The organism is Symmachiella macrocystis (genome assembly GCF_007860075.1).
In the GTDB taxonomy this organism is placed as follows: Bacteria; Planctomycetota; Planctomycetia; order Planctomycetales; family Planctomycetaceae; genus Symmachiella; species Symmachiella macrocystis.
Genome location: NZ_SJPP01000003.1, coordinates 470,198 through 490,701 on the forward strand (window position 1 = coordinate 470,198; position 20,504 = coordinate 490,701).

Genomic DNA, 20,504 nt, shown 5'->3' on the forward strand with positions numbered 1-20,504 from the left:
CGTGAGGAAAACTTATTGATCGCGTAATCCAACCCCCGACTTTGCCGGTAAAAAAATTTCAGCAACGGCAACCCGTCAGTTGTCCAACTCGCTCTGAAGACGTACACCGTTGTTATAATTGGTGTCTCTAGCGGACAGTGATAAGTGGTTAGGCACAAGCCCTCCCACGAAGCTATCGCTGTGGCCATTCGTATCCCGCAACGTGAAGCGAATCAGATCGGTGATGGTTTTCGCATTGAGTTTGACCATCATACTCGACCGGCGGATCTCCACAGTCCGCACGCTGACCCCTAACGCGGCGGCGATCGACTTATTCGGTTCACCATCGCCAATCATTTGCAGCACTTCGAGTTCTTGTTCGGTGAGACTCTCCATGCGTTGGCGAATTTCTTCGGCATGCAGCCTGTTGTTGTTCCAGCGGTCGGCAACGGCGACAGCTTCCAGGACGGCGTCCCAAAACTCCTGTTCATTGACAGGTTTTTCGAGGAAATGGACGGCACCTGATCGCAACGTTTTGGCAGCTAAGGGAATACTGCCGTAGTGTGTTAGGAAGATGATTGGCACTTGGCAACCGCGATCCTTCAGGATGCGTTGAATCTGCAACCCGCTAACATCTGCAGTTCGGAGTTCCGAAACGATGACGCTAGGAATCTCGCAGTCGTAGTTTTCCAAGAATTCTAAACCCGAATGATAACATTGGCATCGAAATCCCATCCTCGCAACAAGTTTTGACAACGACTCAGTTGTTGTTTCGTCGTTGTCGACCAGAATCACAGTTGTCCTATCCCTCACGGTGCTGGCTCCTCAATGACGTTTTTCGCTGCAGCTGTTCGTAAAAAGCACCTTCCATTGTTGTACTTTCTTCTCAAAAACAGCTGCATGTTGCATAAGACTGTCGCACCCCTGCAGACTGAACTCGTTGAGAACAATCGCCTAAAGACGCTCAATTCGTGTCACACTGAATCACTTCATGTCTTGTCCAGGCAACTGTATCGTCACTGGCGGATGGCTTTGTCGCTTGACAGACAATGCCATCACAATGACTTGCGGAACCTCGCCGTACTCCTGCTTTCGATTGAAATGAAATTCCAATCAATTTCCATCATTAGGGGGCCCGCCGCATAGAAGAACGCTTTTCACCATGGTGGTCTTGTCGAGGGAGTGAATGCAATCATTTTTGGGCACAAAAACGGCAAAACCCGTACTATCCCCACTGAACTGCTGCTCATTTTGTCCTCAGCTAAGGAATCTCCACGGAGGCAAAGACTTGTCCTAAATTTCTTGAAACGCGCCACCTGAAGTTTCATTCGATCTTTCCGCCGTTGATAACGCAAAGCTTCCGCACAACCGGGGTTCATCACGAACATAGTACAATTCCCCTGCAACATTCCGGCTGATGACTTGCGGTGGTTCGCGATGATCTTTTCCTTTCACGAATCGTGTTTTTATAGGTGAGGATACGAATCAATGTTGATTCTACCGGCAGAGTCGAAACCAGAACGACTGTTAAACATTTACACATGTGCCTAGAAATGCTGACGTCGATACTTTGCTCTCCCTCTCAATACTCAATGCGAAATCGGCAGCCGTTTTCCGTCACGATAAATGAAGATGTGAACAATTTTCCCCAGAAATCATCGCCCAGGATTTTGATGTGCATTCGAAACCTACGAATCGAATTTGAGGCGAGACCGGATCGATTGCAACAACACTGCGTACGACTTGGGAGTGATTTCTCGCTGTTTTTCGCACAATTTAGCGATTTTAGGCGGTGCGGCCTGCGAAACGGAGATCACATCATCCTTTAACTCATCCTTGTATTTCGTACGTGTTGAAGCGTCCCATCAGATGGAAGTGCTCTGAGAGACTGGTAATCGCCCTACCTTCAGGTGCCACGCAACAATAGTTGATCATGGTAAGTGTAATGAGACTAAGTATTGCGTACTAAGAGGCGCGCGCGCCTCATGAAACGCCCGAGTCTTTGCGTAACCACGAAGCCATACTGCGGTTTCCTGCACATTCCCTGCGCAATTGCGAAGCCATCTTGCGCAAATCAATCTCTTTGAGCGAAGCCGTATTGCGCTCTTCCGCAAAACTTGATTTTGGTGTTAATTTTTGCTGGACGCTCGCTGAAACCGTGAATAGGCTCGCCTTCTAAGTTTGCATTAGCGGCGTTGGAAACTCCGCATATTTGAATGTGAACTTTGTTTTGGTCAGCGGAGTGGGTATGGCGAGTCGGGCCCTGGCGATGCACCACGCCACCTTGAGACTAGATTGAGACACAAACGAGATTCTCATGGCAGTCTCACGGAATACTTGAACGTTCCGTAATTCGCGTGAGAATGGATTCTGTTTGCGATGTGTCAGGAACATCATGACGAGACAACGCAAAAGGATGCCAAATGCCCATTCTGGCAGCAGAGACAAGTCTATTTCCTGACGACCTGCTCGAAAACACCTCGCAACCTGCAGCTGACCACAATTGGTGGGTGATCTATACACGCTCGAGACAAGAGAAGGCGCTGGCGAGACATCTCGTGGCTAATGAGATTTCGTTCTACTTGCCGCTCGTCTCCAAGAAGTCGTTGATCCGAAGCGGCCATGTCGATGTGCACGCGCCGTTGTTCGCGAATTACATATTCATGTACGGCTCGCGCGACGATCACTATAGCAGCCTCAAATCGAACCGCATTTCGCGAATTCTGCCTGTCCACGAGCCGGAACGGCTATGTGCCGATCTGCTCCGACTGAGGCGTCTAATCGAAACCGAGGCTCCCGTAACGCTTGAGAGCCGCCTGTCCGCGGGGCGCGCCGTCCGGGTTCGTTCCGGCGCTTTCGCCGGCACAGAAGGGACCGTGATTTCTCGTCGCGGTAAGACGCGCCTCGTTGTGGAAGTCAATTTTTTGCAACAAGGCGCCTCAATTGAAATCGATGATTTTCTTTTAGAGCCGCTCGACTAGTTGTCAATGAAACTGCTGTTAGTCGAGATGTAACAAGTGTCATTCAAGGATGAGATTCTCCATGGATTGGAGGAGCGAAACGTGAATCGGGCGCATCCGAGGAGAACGGAGTGCGCGCCGAGAACGCCCGCAATGACCGTCTCGCAGTCAAGCGTTTTCACAACATCGCGAAACTATCCGCATGACAAAACCTCAAAACAACACTCGGCCCCAACCTGCCGAACAAACTGTGTCTCATAAGAATAACGACTCGATCTCAGCACTGATGCTAGCGATGCCATCACGCGGCATTCTGATTGGCTCAGTGGCGCTGGCGGTTGTGTTTTTGTGGTCCTATTTTTCTTCGATTGCCCATTTGGCGCATCGGTGGAATAACGAAGCGGACTACACACACGGATTCTTGGTTCCATTCGTCTCGCTGTTTCTGCTCTGGCATCGTCGGTCGATGATGCCCGTGACTCCCTTTAGCGGTAGCTGGTGGGGTGTGCTGTTTTTACTCATGAGCGCATGCATGAGATTCGCCTCCATTTGGGGCGGCTATGCACTGCTTGACCCATTGTCACTATTGCCCTGTTTAGCTGGCGTTGTGTTGGTCTTGGGAGGCGGTAAGGCATTTCGCTGGGCATGGCCATCGATCGCATTTCTATTTTTCATGATTCCATTACCGGGAGCGGTCGCGGGTATGTTGAAAAACCCGCTCCAGCGGGTGGCAACAGACGTGAGTACGTTCCTCCTGCAGTCGTTCGGCATTCCCGCCATTTCCAGGGGTAATGTCATTTGGCTAAGCCATGGGAAGATTGGTGTGGTCGAAGCGTGTAGCGGACTTCGAATGCTGACGCTGTTTTTCGCCTTTACAATCGCAGCCGCATTGGTCGTGCGACGGCCGCTGTGGGAGAAGATATTCGTTGCGATGAGCGCCATTGTCATCGCGATTATCGCCAACGTGATTCGCATTACTGCGACCGCGATAATTCACGAGTACTTTGACGCTGAAATCGCCGACGTCGTGTTTCACGATCTGGCCGGTTGGCTCATGATGCCGTTGGCCATGGTGCTGTTAATCCTTGAACTGATCTGCCTTTCTAAAGCCTTTGTGCCGCGGGCAAAGGGCCCACTATCACCACTGCAGTCGAGACTAAAAGGGGCCTGAGGATAGTAACTTCACGTCTCAAACTGTCTCGTCGACGTCTCGATAGCTATGAACTTTAACACCGAGAATGGCCGTCGCCGTTCAATCCGTCAGTTGAACATTATTCGCGTTCACGTGTTGCCCCCCCACAAATGAGCACTGACCCCCTACCCAACGGCCAATCGCAGATGATTGTCCTCCCCCACGATCTTGACTGGGGAGATGATCAAGACGCTGGGAACCGCGATTCATCCGGCGGGGGGCTGACATCAGTGTTGCATGCCTTTCGACGGCGTTGGCTATTGGCAACGGCTTTGGGGATTTGCGGTGGGCTAATGGCTTCGTTCACGGCATGGCGACTCACCGCTCCGACGTATAGCACAGCATCACTGTTGCGGGTTGCGTCACAAGATGCGCCACTCGTATTCAAAACGGTCGACCAAGCGAGCGTCAGTAGCTTCGACATCTACAAGAGAACTCAGCGTGAATTGCTAAAAAGTGATTTTGTGTTAGCAGCTGCGCTTCGCAAAAAAGATGTTATGGAATCACGGGTCATCCAAAGTCAAATTGACCCGGCTGAATGGCTAAAAGCCAATCTTGGCGTGGGATTTCCCGGCGAAGCGGAAATCATGCAGGTGAGCCTGGCTTCACAAGAACCGAAAGGCCTCAACACGGTCGTCAATGCGGTGGTCAACGCATACCTAGAAGAGATCGTTCAAAAAGAGCGGGACTTGAAACGAGAGCGACTCAATAAGCTGGAATCAATTTACGAAGATGCCAATGAACAGGTACGACAAAAACGGAACGAGTTGAAACGCCTCGTTGAGATTCACGGAAGTGGCAGTTCCGACGCACTCAGTCTGAAACAACAAAACACGCTGCAACAATACGCAATTGTTCGCAATGAGTTGACCAAATTGCACTTCGAATCGATGCGGGCGAGAGGAGAGCTGGAAACGCTTAAGAAGCAGGTCATTGGGCCAGCCCTGCCCGATGCAGTGCCCAATGCTGAAATTGACGCATATATTGCAGCTGACGCTTCGGTGATGGTACTAGAAAACAAAGTCGCCAACTTGAATGCGATGATTGCCAAGATTAATGAAGAAATTAAAAGTGGCAGCAAAGAGTATCACATTGAAAGATTACAGGCCCAATTAAACACAGCTGAAGAATCTCTAAAATCACATCGCGCAGAATTGCGAAGCGAATTACTTGAGCATTGGAATGCCCGGCCTGAGTCAGTCAGCAACGATGGCAGCGACGAACTCCGCGCAAAAATCGCCATTCTCGCAGCACAGGAAAAGCAACTACAACAAGAAGTCAATGAACTGGAAAATGAGGCCAAGCAGTTTGGCAAGTCGTCCATCGACGTGGAAATGATGCGTTCGGAAATGTCCGCACTCGAGCAAGTGTTGAGCTCGATCGGAGAAGAAATTGAGCGGAGTAAAGTAGAACTTCGTGACCAGATCGATTCGACAGGCGGTTCCCGCGTGACGTTATTCAGCTCCGCCTATGCTCCACGCCGTGGAAAATCAATGACGCGGTATTCGATGGCCGGGTTGGCTGGAGTGGTAGGGATGGCCTTTCCGCTATTCGGCATCATATTTTGGGACACAAGGAAAAAGTGTATCAACTCGCCCGAGGAGATCTCGGGGCAAATGAGCCTGGAAGTCATCGGATCGCTCCCGCTGATTTCGCAACGAAAAATGCGGCGAGTCAATCACCAAAACCAACGAACGCATTGGATGGGGCGTCTGACGGAAGCAGTCGACTCAGTGGCCGCTGTGTTTATTCGCAAGGCGCGCCTCGAACAACACTCGGTGATTATGATTACCAGCGCCTTGGCGGGCGAAGGAAAAACAACGTTGGCAAGTCAATTGGCGGTTAGCTTAGCCGCATCGGGGCAACGCACTGTACTGGTCGATTGCGACCTGCGGCGGTCCGTGTTGCATCAATTGTTCGAGGCGAACCTACAGCCCGGTTTGAGCGAATGGCTATCCGGCCGCGCCGATGTCATTTCCGTGATACAGCCGACCGGAATTGAAAACCTTTCGCTTGTCGCCGCAGGACGAAGAAACGAATCAACACTCGGCCAGCTGGCAGGCGACGAGATCGAAAATGTTTTTCAAACGCTGCGAGCCGGATTCGATTTTATCGTCGTCGATGGCAGCCCGGTGCTACCCGTCGTCGACGCTCGATTGATTGGGCAGCATGTCGATTCGGTGGTGTTGTCCGTTTTGCGCGATGTGAGTTGCGCACCGAGGATTTCAGCAGCGTGTGAAATCCTCAGGTCATTCAAAATCCCGCTAATGGGCGCCGTCGTCCTGGGCTCCAGGGCGGAAGCCTATTATTCCGATACAAATCCGTTGGACACCGACGACCACTTTGCCGACGAAACGTCCGCGACCATTCCGGAATCCACTTAAAGGACAGACAGTTGTCCGTGCACGGAAATATGGATTCTGTTTTTTTCTAAGAAACCAGTTCTACGACCGGAGAATTCAGAACGTCTAATCACCTCATGGATGTCTTGCTCATCGCCCTTGCAGCTGGCTTAGTTAGTCTCGTGTTCACGCGAGCCATACGAAGCCTAGCCACCGTTGTCGGTCTCGTCGACCACCCGGATGGACACCGGAAATTGCAGTCGCAACCAATCGCCTTAGGGGGAGGCCTAGCGGTCTTTGCCTCATCTGTCTTGGTTCTCGCACTAGCAGCGTGGTGGCGACAAGATATTTTCGAAGCTTTCGTGAAACATGGAAACGAGCTTTGGGGGCTTCTATTCGCCGGAGCAACAATTGTTGTCTTAGGGTTGTTCGACGACCGTGTTGGCCTCCGCGGCCGCCAAAAATTGATTGGCCAGTTATTAGCCGCTTCGATCCTAGTCGCGTTTGGAATCACCTTCGAAAGAGTCAGTGTATTTGGTTGGACCGTTGAGTTTGGACTCTTGAGCGTTCCCTTCACAATCTTTTGGCTCTTAGGAGCAATCAATTCGGTCAATCTTTTAGACGGCGTCGATGGTCTCGCAACCATGGTCGGGATCATCATCACGACGTCGATCGCTCTCATGGCAGGCTTGGCCGGTCAGACTGCGGTCGTCTTGGTCGCAGCTGCTTTTGCGAGTGCTTTGCTAGGTTTCTTGCGATTCAATTTCCCACCGGCGACCGTCTATCTCGGCGATGCCGGTAGCATGTTAATCGGATTAGTGATTGGCACCTTGGCGTTTTCCGCCTCTTTAAAAGGCCCCGGAACAGTCTTTATCATCGCACCGCTTTCGCTTTGTGCCATTCCGATCTTCGACTCGGCGACGGCGATTTTACGTCGGAAATTGACCGGCCGCAGCATCTATGCCACGGATCGCGGACATCTGCACCACCGTCTGATGCAACAAATGCCTACCGGACGGGTCCTAGCATTGATCGGTCTTGCGTGCCTCGCGACATCCGTCGCTGCCTTGGCAAGTATCTTTTTCCGCAACGACGCCATCGCCATGGTCAGCTCATTGGCCCTAGTGGCAATTTTTGTTGTAACCCGCACGTTCGGTCATGCGGAGTTGTCCTTGCTGGCCAACCGACTCAGAAGTGTCGGCCGATCCCTGGTCGCCGTGAAACGCCCGCTGAAACGAAGCTGGGAATCGACCGTTCATATTCAAGGCAATCGCCCCTGGGATCTACTTTGGACAACGCTCACCGAGTCGGCCGAAAAACTCAATCTGTGTCAGATAAAATTAGAACTCCACCTGCCCGCTTTGGAAGAAGGCTACAGCGCCGCCTGGAGCTGTGATCGCAAAGCGGATAGCCCCGCCTGGCGGTTGGACCTCCCCCTGATGTTGGAAGGCCGGCCTGTTGGGGCACTATTACTCGGCGGCGAGTGCGACGACGGTGCGACAATTCGCAATATTGAACCGTTGATCGATCTACTCGCACCATTCGAAGAGCGACTTCGGATGATGATTAGTAACGATGAGGTGCCGGAGCCATTGTCATCAGTACCGGAGCGAGACTTCGAAGCCTCCATTCCAGTTGACCCCACTTCTAAACCAGTCCTGGAAACCAACACCTAAATAAACCATGAGCACAATCATTCGCATCTGGATCATCATTGGCATTCTCGCCAGCGTTCAAGGCGGTGTTACCTGGGTGAATCGAGGTTTCAAACCGGAAGTGGTTGAGGTCATTCCGGGCACGCTAGAGAAACTCCCGAAGACGATTGGCTCCTGGGTTGGGAAAAAAACCGAACTCGATCCGCTCATCTTCAAAAAACTCGGTGCCGCGGATGTCGTCAATCGAACCTACCAAAATGACGCTGCTGAAACTATCGCCGTTCAAGTGGCGGCGTGGAATGATATTGATGAATGGACACCACATCATCCCACGGTCTGCATCCCAGCGCAGGGTTGGAACATTTCCAACGCTCGTGATTTGAAATCCGAAGATCAGGATGGTCGCGCGGGGCAGGTACTCCAAGCGGACCGCGACACAGCACACATGACTGCGTTGTACTGGTACCAACTCGGTCCGAATATCTATTGCACACGCGACGACGCCCGCCAAGCCCGACGCCAATTGTGGGGCCAGAAATCATGGCCGCCGATTCTCAAGGTCCTCATGCAATCCTCGGAGCCGGACCCAGACCAAGCCTCTGCTCAACTCGAAGAACTCGCAAAACAAATTCAGGCATGGACCGTACAACTTCATTAGATATGACCGAACAAATTATCGACCCTCTGCTTGAAACTCAAAACGTGCGCGATAACGCCGAATTGGCTGATGATGCAATGGCGTCACCTGCGCCGATCGCGAACGCTGAGCATCAGGAGAGTCCACCCAATGCACCGATACCGATGCTCCGCATTCGGCCGACCAGCGGCTGGCGGGCTGTTGATCTTCGGGAGCTTTGGCGGTACCGCGAATTGCTGTTCTTCTTTACTTGGCGGGACATCAAGGTTCGCTACAAACAGACGATCCTCGGTGCTACCTGGGCGGTAATCCAGCCACTAATGACGACCGGAATCTTCAGTGTGCTATTCGCCTTGCTCATGGGAAAGGGGAACGAACCGACCGTTCCGGGAGTGCCTTATCCGCTCTCCACGTTTTGCGCGATGCTGCCTTGGCAACTTTTCGCGTTTTCCCTCACACAATCAGGAAATAGCTTAATTACCAGCCAAAACCTAATCACCAAAGTCTACTTCCCCCGACTGGTGATTCCGCTCTCCGCCGTCTTGTCCGGGCTCGTCGACTTTGCTGTTGCATTCGCCGTCCTCATTGCGGGGCTGTTGTGGTACCAAGTCCAAGTCGACTTCTCACTTCTGATGCTTCCCGTATTTGTGCTCATGGCACTGGGGGCGTCGGTAGCCGTGGGGCTTTGGTTGGCGGCCTTAACAGCCATCTATCGCGATTTTCGTTACATCATCCCATTTATCGTGCAGTTTGGAATGTTTGCCAGTCCGGTCGTTTATTCGACCGACAGCGTCAAATCGAAATTACCTGATTGGGCCTTCCAACTTTATTCGCTCAACCCAATGGTGGGCGTCATCGAAGGATTTCGCTGGTCCCTTCTGGGCACCGGTGATCCGCCAGGCCTGACCGTCGCCTTTTCCGCTTTGATGACCACGTTGCTATTTGTGAGCGGACTGTTGTATTTCCGCCGCATGGAACGCACCTTCGCCGACGTTGTTTAGAAGATTCCTACAAACAAACTCCCAACAGACCCGTTCAAAACACACACATGACAGCTGACGTCGCCATCGAGATTGAAAACCTGGGTAAGCAGTACCGCATCGGCGAACTGCAAACCTATCGCACGTTTCGCGAAAGCCTACAAGGTTGGGCGACCGCACCGTTTCGCCGTTTGGCCAACGGGCATAACAAAACGGTTAACGGGAACGGCAAAGCCAATCACGATGATACGATCTGGGCACTGAAAGACGTCTCTTTCTCGGTCAAGCAAGGCGAAGTACTCGGCATCATCGGCCACAACGGGGCGGGCAAATCGACGCTGCTCAAGATCCTCAGCCGCATCACCGAACCGACCACCGGCGAGGTCCGCATCCACGGCCGCGTCAACAGCCTGTTGGAAGTCGGTACCGGATTCCACCCAGAATTGACCGGCCGCGAAAACATTTTCTTAAACGGTTCCATCCTGGGTATGTCCCGCGCGGAAATCAAACGCAAGTTCGACGAGATCGTCGAATTCTCCGGCGTCGAGAAGTTCCTCGACACCCCAGTCAAACGCTACTCCAGCGGCATGCGCGTCCGCCTCGCCTTCGCCGTCGCAGCCCACCTTGAACCGGAGATTCTGATTATCGATGAGGTCTTGGCGGTGGGGGATGCTGCGTTTCAGAAGAAGTGCCTGGGAAAGATGAAAGACGTTTCTAACACCGGCCGCACGGTGTTGTTTGTTAGCCATCATATGGCGGCCGTTCGCCAATTATGTGATCGTGGCATAATTATCGATTCCGGAACCGTAACCGCAGATGAAACAATCAATTCCGTTGTCGATACATATTTACGCACCGTGAAGAGACGACACCTCGCTGACACCCAATCAAAGGTGCGAACTCGCACTGCGACTTCCACATCCAGCCTCAAGCAAATTGAGTGCATTGGTCAGGGTAGAGGTACCACGCTCACAACCGGCGCGCCTGCATCTCTGATATTTACACTCACCGCTCTAACGCCTTCGGTTAACCTCACCGCAACCATTTACGACTCATTTGGAACGCCGATAATCTCGATCACCACAAAACACAACGCAGAAGGCGACCGTAGCAATTCGGCGTTAACAAATTGTTTTGTCTGTGACATCGATGAACTGCCGTTAAGACCTGGCACATATCGTATCAACGTTGCGATCCATAATGGTGTTGAACTGACCGAACACATAGAAGGTGCTACCGTAATTGAAGTATACGAAGGATTAATGCGTGGACGCCGTATAGACCCATGCAGTGGCTATGGTTCTTTAGCTTTGCCCCATACTTGGCAACGCCCCTATTAGCCTCATACGCGCTCGACGGATACCTTTAAGACGCACCATACGTACCGTTGCGACAGGCCGCCCACCACAACTTAACATCTATCTTCACCCGCCTTTAGAACGCTAACGCCGCCGTTCCTCAGTCACCATCGCGATAATATTGACGCTTCATTGCAAAAACGACAACACTTCCAACAAATGAATATCCTCGTAGACAACGGTACTTACAATCTACATAACATGGGCGACATTGCTATGCTTAAAGTGGCAGTCAACCGCCTTAAAGAACTTTGGCCAGAAAGCATCGTCCGTGTTATCTCAAATGAACCAACCCGATTGAAGAATTACGTCGCTGCTGACACTGTTAGTCCACAATTTAGTCAATCATGGGCGAACGCACGTTTAATACCCATGAAACGGCGATGGACATCCATTTCTTTGCAACAGCGTGTTCATACGATCGAAGATGGATTTCGTCAGCATTTACCCAGAACGACAATTGCGCTTCTGAATGCAGCAAGGCCCTTGAACCACACTAAGTCACGAATGGCTTCGGAATTTGCGAAAATCGTCAAAGCGTCGGATCTTGTAATTGCCAGCGGTGGAGGATACCTAAACGACGCCTTCCAACAACATACTAGACAGATGTCACTTCTTTTTGATTTGGCGCAACACCTTGGAATTAGAACAGCTATGGTGGGTCAAGGGCTAGGACCACTCGAAAACCATGAACTTCGGGAGTTGGCCGAACGTATTTGGCCGAAAATGGACCTCATCGGATTAAGGGAACGACGTTTCGCCCCTGAACTTCTTAAACGCATTGGAGCAACTCATACAAATTCCCATTGGACAGGAGACGATGCGGTTGAGTTGGCATATGGCCAAAGGCGAAAACATGCGGGAGATTCAATTGGCATTAGCTTACGAATGGCTAAGTATTCGCAAATAAACACCAATGAAATAAAGGAACTTGGGCAAGTGATTCGTCGCAAACAAAACAAATGGAAAGTCGACATTCGCCCATTGCCAATTAGCTTCAGTCGCACGGAGGCCGATCTAAACCGCATTGAGGAGTTCCTAACAAAATTCTCACTTCGGTCCTCTAGAGTAAATATAGAACAAACCCCTGAGAACATTTGTAACCTTGCTGCTTCATGCAGGCTTGTCGTAACCGCGACCTATCATGCAGGAGTGTTCGCCTTATCTCAAGGCATTCCAATCGTAGGACTCGTTAAGTCGCAATATTATTCCAACAAGTTTGAAGGATTGGCAGATTGTTTTCCCGGTGGGTGCGCAATTGTTCGAATGGACGGCGATCGACTAGCGTCCAGGCTTGATCAGGTGATAGAAGAGCAGTGGAATGCTGCGGACGATTTACGCCCCGGTTTGCTCATTGCGGCGCAAAAACAAATCAACGCGGGTCAAGCTGCTTTTCGTCTGCTTAAATACAAATAGATCGCGTATGTACTTCTTGGACACTACGTTATCGATGTGCGCGTTCCGCCAGTTAATTCTTGGCATAAACTACGTATTGATGTTCTTTGGGTATTCCTAGTGTCTATTTGTAATTATGAGTAATTTCGTAACTCACATACCCCTGGTGTCAGTATTGATGCCTGTGTACAACCGCCAGGAATACGTTCGCAAAGCCGTCGAGAGCATTTTGACGCAGTCGTTTACCGATTTCGAATTCATTATCGTAAATGATGGTTCGACGGACTCTGCCACCGAAATCCTACACGAATTCGCGACACGCGATACGCGCATCGTGTTGATTGAACAAAGTAACAGCGGTTATGTGCGGGCATTGAATCGAGGCTTGGATGTGGCGCGAGGTCAGTTTGTCGCAAGGATGGACTCAGATGACATCTCACTGCCGGACCGACTCGCTAACCAGGTGCGCTATCTGCAGCGACATTCTGAAGTCGTTGCGGTAGGCGGTCAAGCGATTAAAATCGACCAACGAGGTGATTGTTTCGGGTCGTCAAATTGTCCCTTGTTGCACGACGAAATCGATACGCAACTACTTCAACACGTTGCCTTGGGCCACAAGATAACGCGAGGTACGTTGTTTCACCCTACTATCATGTTACGAAGCGTGGCAATTCAACAAGTCGGGAAGTATCGACCGGACTTTGAGCCGGCCGAGGATCGAGACTTGTGGTTGCGACTTAGCGAAATCGGGAAACTTGCGAACCTACCGCAATTCCTTTTGAAGTACCGCGTACATTCAGACATGGTTTCTCATGCACGCCGTTCAGAACAGAACGACAACGCATTACTTGCCATCGCAGACGCATACCGCCGTCGCGGACAAATGATGCCGTCGATACCAAAAGCCATGCCAACCCAGCAATCGAAGCCATCATATTTGTCCGATGAAGCCAGAGCGATGTCAGCGGCACGCAGCGGATTCTTTAGGACAGCTAACAAGTATGCACTTTGGGTTCTTTGGCGACGCCCTTGGCGGTTGAGGGCCTGGCAAGCCCTCGTGATGTCGTGTACGGGAAGAACTTCAGTCGATCGCTGGGGTGATTGAAAAGGAAGTCATTTTGCTACGCGAGATGGCTGTGTCGAGGACTCCTTGAGATTAACAACATGTCGCATACTGTTCTGAAACACCAGCTCTTTAGAAATGAACCGGAGGCAAGAACCTCGCAGTTGTTGTGTTGCCCGAAATGCCTTATTCGCCTTAACGCCTATGAGGCACATTACGCATGTTCCCATTGCAAAGGGCAGTACCCCATTCTAGACGGTATTGTTGATTTGAGAGAAAGCGACGCTGCGTACTTTTGTGAATTTGAACGAGGTGCAATGCACCATTTGTTAGAGGAATCACCAGATGCCTTGGAAAAGGCGATCGACGGTTTACTAAGACAAACAGAAGCCAATTCTCGGCTAGGTGAGTACATTGTTGGTGAAGGGCGAGCAGGGTGGAAATTTCTGCTACCAATTCGAGAAGCAGCCACGGTACTTGATCTTGGATGCGGATGGGGCGGGATCGCCCATAGTCTGGCAAAATCATGCGGTGACGTCATTGCGATGGATAGTACGATGGAGCGGATGCGATTTCTCAAACAGCGGGCAAATCGCGATGGTCTCAATAACCTAAACTGCGTTTGCAGCGGTGACGGCAATCAGCTCCCTTTCGCTAATGAAACATTTGACATCATCATTATCAATGGTGTACTTGAATGGGTTCCCAGCGGACGGAAAGGAGATCCGGGCGCAATCCAGAAGGCATTTCTCGGAGAAGTTCGTCGGGTTTTGCGTGACAACGGAACACTTTTTCTTGGTATCGAAAATCGCTACTCGTGGAAGACATGGTTTCGCCAGCCAGATGGACACACCGGACTCCGATATGTTCCATGGCTTCCTCGGCGACTGGCCGATTTGTATTCGCAATTTCACGGACGTGGTAGCTATCGGAACTATTTGTACGGTCGCGCTCAGTATCAAACACTTCTTGAAGAGGTGGGATTTCAAGAGTCAAGTTTCTATGTGCCCCTTCCCGGCTATGATCATCCAAGTAAAATGGTGCCACTGTCCGATAATGACCGACTAAGGCAAAGTGTCATTCGCCCCGAGAAGTCGTCTCTTAAACGCTTTCGTCAGTCCGTAAAGGCGTCTTTGACTGCACGGTTTCCCGATGCCTATGGAATCGTTACTAACAATCCAGGGGCACCGCCGTCGTTTCTCGATAGTTTTTGCGAATTTCTTGCGGAAAAGATTCCGAGGCACTTTTCAAATCGTCCGGAAGTCACTGACTACCGAATTAATGGCGAAATGGGAATGGTGACTGTGATTCTTGCAGACGGTGGGAATGGTGACCATGCTCGCTCGGTCCTAAAACTTCCATTGCATAGTCGTAGTGATCAAGACGTCAAGCGTGAGGCAGACAATCTGACTCTCATTCAGGAGCAACGCCATCCTTACGGGAAATTGCGATCTTCGATACCAAGCGCAGTCGGCTGCGATGACTATGAAGGTCAGACGTACGCCCTATTCAGTTACATTCGCGGACACGACGGTGATATTTATTCCCGGAAACGCGGACGCCGCGAATTGGCGATCGACGAAGCTTCTAAATTCGCAATGAAAATGCATGTTGAATCCAAGCACGCATTCGCTGAATCCACAAGCACTCCCTGTGAATTGGTCCACAATTGTGCCAAACAAGTACTCACCATTGCCGCAACTTCGGGACAGGCAAAGTCACTTGAACTATTGGTAGACAAACTCAGCGCACAGTTGTCGAATCGTCCGACAGACCTTGTATTGGGGCATGGAGATTTTAAGCTAGCCAACTGTATTTTCGATCCTGCGACAGGTTACCTCAACGGTGTTATTGATTGGGGGGCGGGGCTAAGGCCAGAACTTCCGTTATTTGACCTCTCCTTCCTAATCGTTGATGCGTGTTCGCAAATGGCCGGTAAATCTCTGCCAAATGAGCTTGAATCGTGGATTTCGGGAGAATGGTTGTACCCAGAGATGCACCGAATTCTTGCCAAATACGCAAAAACGCTCAATCTAACTTTTGACGATGAGGACATCCAAATTCTTGGAGCATACCAGTGGTTAAAGCGGATGACACCTCTTGCCGACGGATATGAATCGCGGCGGTTTGATTATCGCTATGTTGACTCGATGTTCCAAGCAATCTTGCCGGAGTGAATGGATGGATTTGTTTTGGTTACCATGAAACACTCCCCAACCATCACCGTTGTCATCGTCGCATACCACGGAAAGCGATGGCTCGCCGAGTGCGTGAGGACTCTTCTTGACGGCTGCCAGATGCCGATTTACCTCGTGCTCGTCGACAACGACGGAGAAAACGGGATTGATGCGTTGCCACTTGAAGACTTTCAGCACACAGTCTTAGAAACACCGTGTCCGATGGGGTTTGCTGAAGCGAATAATTTTGCATTGAACGAAATTGGCCTCGACTCTGAGTATGTCTGTTTTCTCAATCAGGATACACGAAGTGAGGCAGGATGGATTACTGCTTGCCTGGAATGCTTTGAACGGCATTCCAAGCTGGGAGCGGTGACGCCTCTGCTGATGACTTACGATGGGGAACAATCGGAGCCGAATGCTTTGGCTTGTGGTCGGCAATCGGTGGAGTTTTGTGAAGCGGAAGCGGCGAATGACTTCGGCGGACGATTTTTTGAAGTTCCTGAGATTCCTGCAACTGCGATGATCGTCCGGTCAGATGTACTCCGGCAAGTGGGGCCGTTTGATCCTATTTTTGGAAGCTATTACGAAGACTATGATCTCTGCCATCGAATTCGCGAAGCGGGTTATTCTGTCGGCATCTGCACGGCGGGACTTGTGGCACATTATTGCGGATCGGCGACGACAACAGAAAATTCAAACCGGCGGCGCATGCGGCAAATTATCCGGAACCGGGCGATCTACCGTTGTCGTACCACTGGTAACCATCGACTGGGTACAGTCGGTGGTCAATTCTTTCGGACTTTGCCGCATCACCTTTGCCGAGGACTTTTTCGTACTCCCTCGTCACAGCCCGTGTCGACTACGCTGGCAGCCCATTGGGACATGCTTTGTATCCTGCGACGATTGATGTCGGCCAAGAATGACCGAGCCGCTTGGAACGCATATTTGGATGAAATTGGTTGGCATAAAGATCGCATGCAGCAAACGAGTCCGCCAGAGTTTGAGAACACCCTCGCCCAGTGAAAATCCTCCACATCAACGCACACCTCAACTTCCAAGGTGGAATTGAGACGTACCTGCTGTCGCTCATGCCGCGGCTTGAAGAACTGGGGCACTCCCAAGTCGTTGCATTTTCCGAAGGCCATGCTGAACTGGCACCACACGCCCATCAGATTCAAGGTCTTAGTGATTTCGGTGCGAAGGCGGAGAAGGCTGGATATGCGAGGTTTAGTCGACTATTGGAGGCGGAGAGGCCAGATGTCGTTCATCTGCATAATATCCATAACATTGGGCCCATTCGAGCTTGCCTGGACACCGTCCCGACGGTTGTGACGGCTCACGACTATCGGTACATCTGCCCTGCTTCGAATTTCTATTTTCGGCGGACTGCTGAAGTTTGCCCGTCGAACTGCGGACCGCATTGTTTTTCCAATGCAGTTGTCAAACGTTGCCTCACTCCGCGGCCCGGAATTGCTTGGAACTATTATCGACGCGTGAAATGGATCGCAGCGAATTCGCATCGTTTTGCAAACGTGATTGCGCCCAGCGGGTATGCCGCTAGCCGGTATGTCCAGTCCGGTTTCTCGACCGATCAGGTCGACGTGTTACCCTATTTTTGTCCAATGCTTCCTGAAGCAACGCCGCGGTCATTGCCGGATCAACAGAACATCGTTTTTCTTGGCCGACTCAGCGAAAACAAGGGCGTTCGTTATTTCATCGAGGCTCTCGGGTTGCTACCGGAATCTGTACGCGGTCTGGTTGTCGGAAACTTGAATTCTGCTCGGACGGATGAACTTCAAAACTTGGCGACTCAATCCAATTGTCGTGGTCGCCTAGAAATGCGGGCCTGGGCGGGCCGTGACGAAATTCGCTCTATTATTAAGAATGCCAGCCTATTAGTGTTTCCCTCGATCTGGGCTGAGACTCTTGGAATCGTTGGGTTGGAGGCATTGGCGTGTGGTGTCCCTGCGGTGGCGAGCGATATTGGCGGAGTACGGGAGTGGCTGCACCACGGCGAAAACGGCTTGCTTGTTCCTCCCAAAGACAAGCATGCTTTTGCAGAGGCAATTCGGGAAATCCTTGATAATCCCCAGCGGGCTCAACAGATGGGCGAACGCGGTATCGCACTCGTGAAATCTAAGTTCAGTGTCGAACGGCACCTCGATGGACTCGTCGACATTTATACGGAAGCGTGCGGTAAAGAAAAGGACGAAGTCGCGAAATCAATGACCTCTGAACTCGAACACAGGGTTTCGGATGCAGTCTAGTCATTCAGTTAACCCCGTGCTCACACCGTCGTCCGCCGAACCTACAACGTGCGTGGTTGAAGGAAAGGAGCAATCGCGAGCAGAGATGCGTGTATTGTTTTACCTTCTCTTCCCAGGAAGTGGGATTGGCAGATATACGCATGAACTATTGACTCATCTTTCGACGCAAGATGACGTTGATGCTGAACTCGCCTGCCTCCCAACTTTTCATTGGCTGGCCGAAGCGGAATACAAGACTTGGACTGGGCTTCGAGAAATTGGGCACTCGATCGCATGGCGACGTCGACTGCGGTTTCTCACGGCTCAGTTTGCGAACCCACAACTACTTTGCCGGCGAATTGACGAACAGCGTGCTGACATTGTTCATTTTTCTAACATCAATCACTTTAGCTTCCCATTCTGGAGACGGGCGCTCGATGCTACGGGCGTGAAAGTCGTCGCGACCGTCCACGACGTGCGGCGACAGGCAGCTATGGTCAATCGCCGTTACGAAACCCACCAGCTGAAGAACTTCTATCGCAGAGCCGATGCCCTATTTGTTCACAGCCAAGCACAAGCCGACGATCTTGCCGAGTTTGCAGGCATCAACCTGGAAAAGTTACATGTCGTTCCACACGGTCCCTACGACTACGGACTCCCATCTGCGGCCCGCGACACATTGCGCAATAAATACGGCTTGCCTTTGGATAAACAGATCGCTCTCTTTTTCGGCAATATTCGTGACGAAAAGAATTTGACCGGTCTGCTAAAAGTACTTCCGGTTTTCCGTGAGAATCTTCATCTCGTCGTTGCCGGCCGTGCCGGAGCCAAAGGGCACTGCACGATTGCCAATTATCAAGCGCTCTCGCGATCACTCGAAATCTCGGATTCGGTGACCTTCATTGACGGCTACATCCCTGATTGCGACATACCGGACCTGTTCCAACTCTGCGACTGGGTCGCATTGCCCTACCGAGAGCATTTCACATCCCAAAGCGGCGTTCTCAATGTTGCGGCACAGTACAAACGTCCGGTACTCGTCTCCTCTGCCCCTACGTTTATAGAAACGCTCAATCAGTGCGATATTGGTGTCGTCACCGATGCGGATGATGCAGCACGATTGAAAATGGGTGTGGAAGAAATCATGAACCGCATCCAAAGTCGTTACGAACACGCGTTTGAAGAATACATCACCCAATTTGGATGGGAAGAAAACGCCGCTCGCACGATAGAAGTGTATTCAGCGCTGTGCGGCACTACTTCAGTAGGAACTTTCCCATCCACAAATCCGGAGTCGCAGCCCAACTGATGCGCATCGCCGTTGTCACACCAATCCCGACGCCCTATCGCGATCCATTTTGGAATGAAGTGGCCCGTCTTCCAGACGTTGATCTTGCCGTGTTCTATTGTTCTGCAGGAAAGTCGGATCGACCGTGGGATAACGAATGGGAGTGCAATTTCGAGTCGCACATTATGCCCGGGGTCAACCTGAGTCGCTGGCGAGGCAGTTCAAAATCAACGTTTTGGAATTCAGGTATTGTAAAACGACTACGTGCCGGCCGTTATGATGCAATCATTATTGGCGGATACAACCATGTCACAATGTGGGCCGCGATGCGTTTCGCGGCGAGACAAGGGATCCCATTTTTCCTCATGTGCGAGTCGCATTTGAAAAAAGAACGGCAATCCTGGAAACGTTGGATCAAACGCCCCGTCGTGCAATGGGTCGTTAAACACGCCGCCGGCGGGTTTCCAACGGGCACTCTCGCTGGCCGATACCTAGAGAGTTACGGAGCAAAACCGTCCACGCTGGCCCATGTGCCCAACGCGCCGGATGTTGAAATGATTGCGTCGAGGACGAGCGATCTTCGCTCGCGACGTGAACAGTTGCGACGTGAATACGGACTGGACGGTGGGCCTGTTGCCCTATTCGTTGGCCGGCTGATACCGATGAAACGTGTTGATTTGCTGATACGTGCTTTTCACGCCGCGCCCATTTCGCAATCCGCTAGTTTGGTCATCGTTGGCGACGGCCCGATGCGAAGTGAACTAGAAACGATGGTCGCAGACTTAGGGCTCACGTCGCGCGTCCGTTTCGTGGGATTTTTACAACCTCCAAACGTAGTGGAGTGGTATTCTCTGGCTGACTTGTTCGTCCTCCCATCCTCAGAACCTTGGGGGGTTGTTGTCTTAGAGGCTCTTGCATCAGGACTACCAGTCATTGTGACCGATGAAGTTGGCTGCCATCCCGACGTAGTGAACTCACCACTCGTAGGCGACATCGTACCGGCCGGCCAGCTCGAAGAGTTGACTTCGGCATTGCAACGCCGCCTATCACAGGCCAATGCGTATTCAACCGTGCAAAAAGAGTGGGGCCCTGTATTGCAATCACTTTGCTACAACCGTATCGCTCACAGCTTCGTCAAGAACATACGGACCGGCAATGATTGTCGGACGACTAGTGTGACGGTAGCACACTGACCGGTATGCGTGCACTTCCTAACATCCTGTTTGTAA

The 20,504-nt window shown here is 51.4% G+C and carries 15 protein-coding genes; 14 read left to right on the forward strand and 1 reads right to left on the reverse strand.

Annotated elements, in window-relative coordinates; translation table 11 throughout:
- Positions 1–75: 75 nt before the first annotated feature.
- Entirely contained in the window at positions 76–792 is a 717-nt protein-coding gene (locus CA54_RS25335) for a response regulator transcription factor (RefSeq protein ID WP_146373785.1), read from the reverse strand.
- 1,610 nt (positions 793–2,402) lie between these two features.
- Between CA54_RS25335 and CA54_RS25340 the strand changes: the two genes are divergently transcribed.
- From CA54_RS25340 to CA54_RS25405, 14 genes are all read left to right on the forward strand, one after another.
- Positions 2,403–2,960: a transcription termination/antitermination NusG family protein gene (locus tag CA54_RS25340; protein WP_146373786.1), complete on the forward strand. Its 558-nt coding sequence runs from the start codon at positions 2,403–2,405 to the stop codon at positions 2,958–2,960.
- A gap of 181 nt (positions 2,961–3,141) precedes the next feature.
- Positions 3,142–4,110: an exosortase/archaeosortase family protein gene (locus CA54_RS25345; RefSeq protein WP_146373787.1), complete on the forward strand. Its 969-nt coding sequence runs from the start codon at positions 3,142–3,144 to the stop codon at positions 4,108–4,110.
- 131 nt (positions 4,111–4,241) lie between these two features.
- Positions 4,242–6,515: an exopolysaccharide transport family protein gene (locus CA54_RS25350; RefSeq protein WP_146373788.1), complete on the forward strand. Its 2,274-nt coding sequence runs from the start codon at positions 4,242–4,244 to the stop codon at positions 6,513–6,515.
- Between the two features lie 95 nt (positions 6,516–6,610).
- On the forward strand, positions 6,611–8,149 hold the full coding sequence (locus CA54_RS25355) for an MraY family glycosyltransferase (protein WP_146373789.1): 1,539 nt from the start codon (positions 6,611–6,613) through the stop codon (positions 8,147–8,149).
- Between the two features lie 7 nt (positions 8,150–8,156).
- Complete coding sequence (locus tag CA54_RS25360) at positions 8,157–8,786, forward strand: exosortase-associated EpsI family protein (RefSeq protein WP_146373790.1); 630 nt, start codon at positions 8,157–8,159, stop codon at positions 8,784–8,786.
- Positions 8,765–9,766 carry an ABC transporter permease gene (locus CA54_RS25365; protein ID WP_197532822.1) on the forward strand — a complete coding sequence of 334 codons (1,002 nt, stop codon included), beginning with the start codon at positions 8,765–8,767 and terminating at the stop codon, positions 9,764–9,766. Before CA54_RS25360 ends, CA54_RS25365 begins: the two co-directional genes overlap by 22 nt.
- A gap of 47 nt (positions 9,767–9,813) precedes the next feature.
- Positions 9,814–11,085 carry an ABC transporter ATP-binding protein gene (locus tag CA54_RS25370; RefSeq protein WP_146373791.1) on the forward strand — a complete coding sequence of 424 codons (1,272 nt, stop codon included), beginning with the start codon at positions 9,814–9,816 and terminating at the stop codon, positions 11,083–11,085.
- 150 nt (positions 11,086–11,235) lie between these two features.
- Positions 11,236–12,519: a polysaccharide pyruvyl transferase family protein gene (locus CA54_RS25375; RefSeq protein ID WP_231963198.1), complete on the forward strand. Its 1,284-nt coding sequence runs from the start codon at positions 11,236–11,238 to the stop codon at positions 12,517–12,519.
- 157 nt (positions 12,520–12,676) lie between these two features.
- Positions 12,677–13,603, forward strand: a complete 927-nt coding sequence (locus tag CA54_RS25380) for a glycosyltransferase (RefSeq protein ID WP_197532823.1) — start codon at positions 12,677–12,679, stop codon at positions 13,601–13,603.
- Positions 13,604–13,878: 275 nt separating this feature from the next.
- Entirely contained in the window at positions 13,879–15,738 is a 1,860-nt protein-coding gene (locus CA54_RS25385) for a methyltransferase domain-containing protein (RefSeq protein WP_197532824.1), read from the forward strand.
- 24 nt (positions 15,739–15,762) lie between these two features.
- Complete coding sequence (locus tag CA54_RS25390; protein WP_197532825.1) at positions 15,763–16,764, forward strand: glycosyltransferase family 2 protein; 1,002 nt, start codon at positions 15,763–15,765, stop codon at positions 16,762–16,764.
- Complete coding sequence (locus CA54_RS25395; RefSeq protein WP_146373796.1) at positions 16,761–18,008, forward strand: glycosyltransferase family 4 protein; 1,248 nt, start codon at positions 16,761–16,763, stop codon at positions 18,006–18,008. Before CA54_RS25390 ends, CA54_RS25395 begins: the two co-directional genes overlap by 4 nt.
- 85 nt (positions 18,009–18,093) lie before the next feature.
- On the forward strand, positions 18,094–19,296 hold the full coding sequence (locus CA54_RS25400; RefSeq protein WP_197532826.1) for a glycosyltransferase: 1,203 nt from the start codon (positions 18,094–18,096) through the stop codon (positions 19,294–19,296).
- Positions 19,297–19,460: 164 nt separating this feature from the next.
- Positions 19,461–20,468, forward strand: a complete 1,008-nt coding sequence (locus tag CA54_RS25405; RefSeq protein WP_390817447.1) for a glycosyltransferase — start codon at positions 19,461–19,463, stop codon at positions 20,466–20,468.
- The last annotated feature ends 36 nt before the right edge of the window (positions 20,469–20,504 follow it).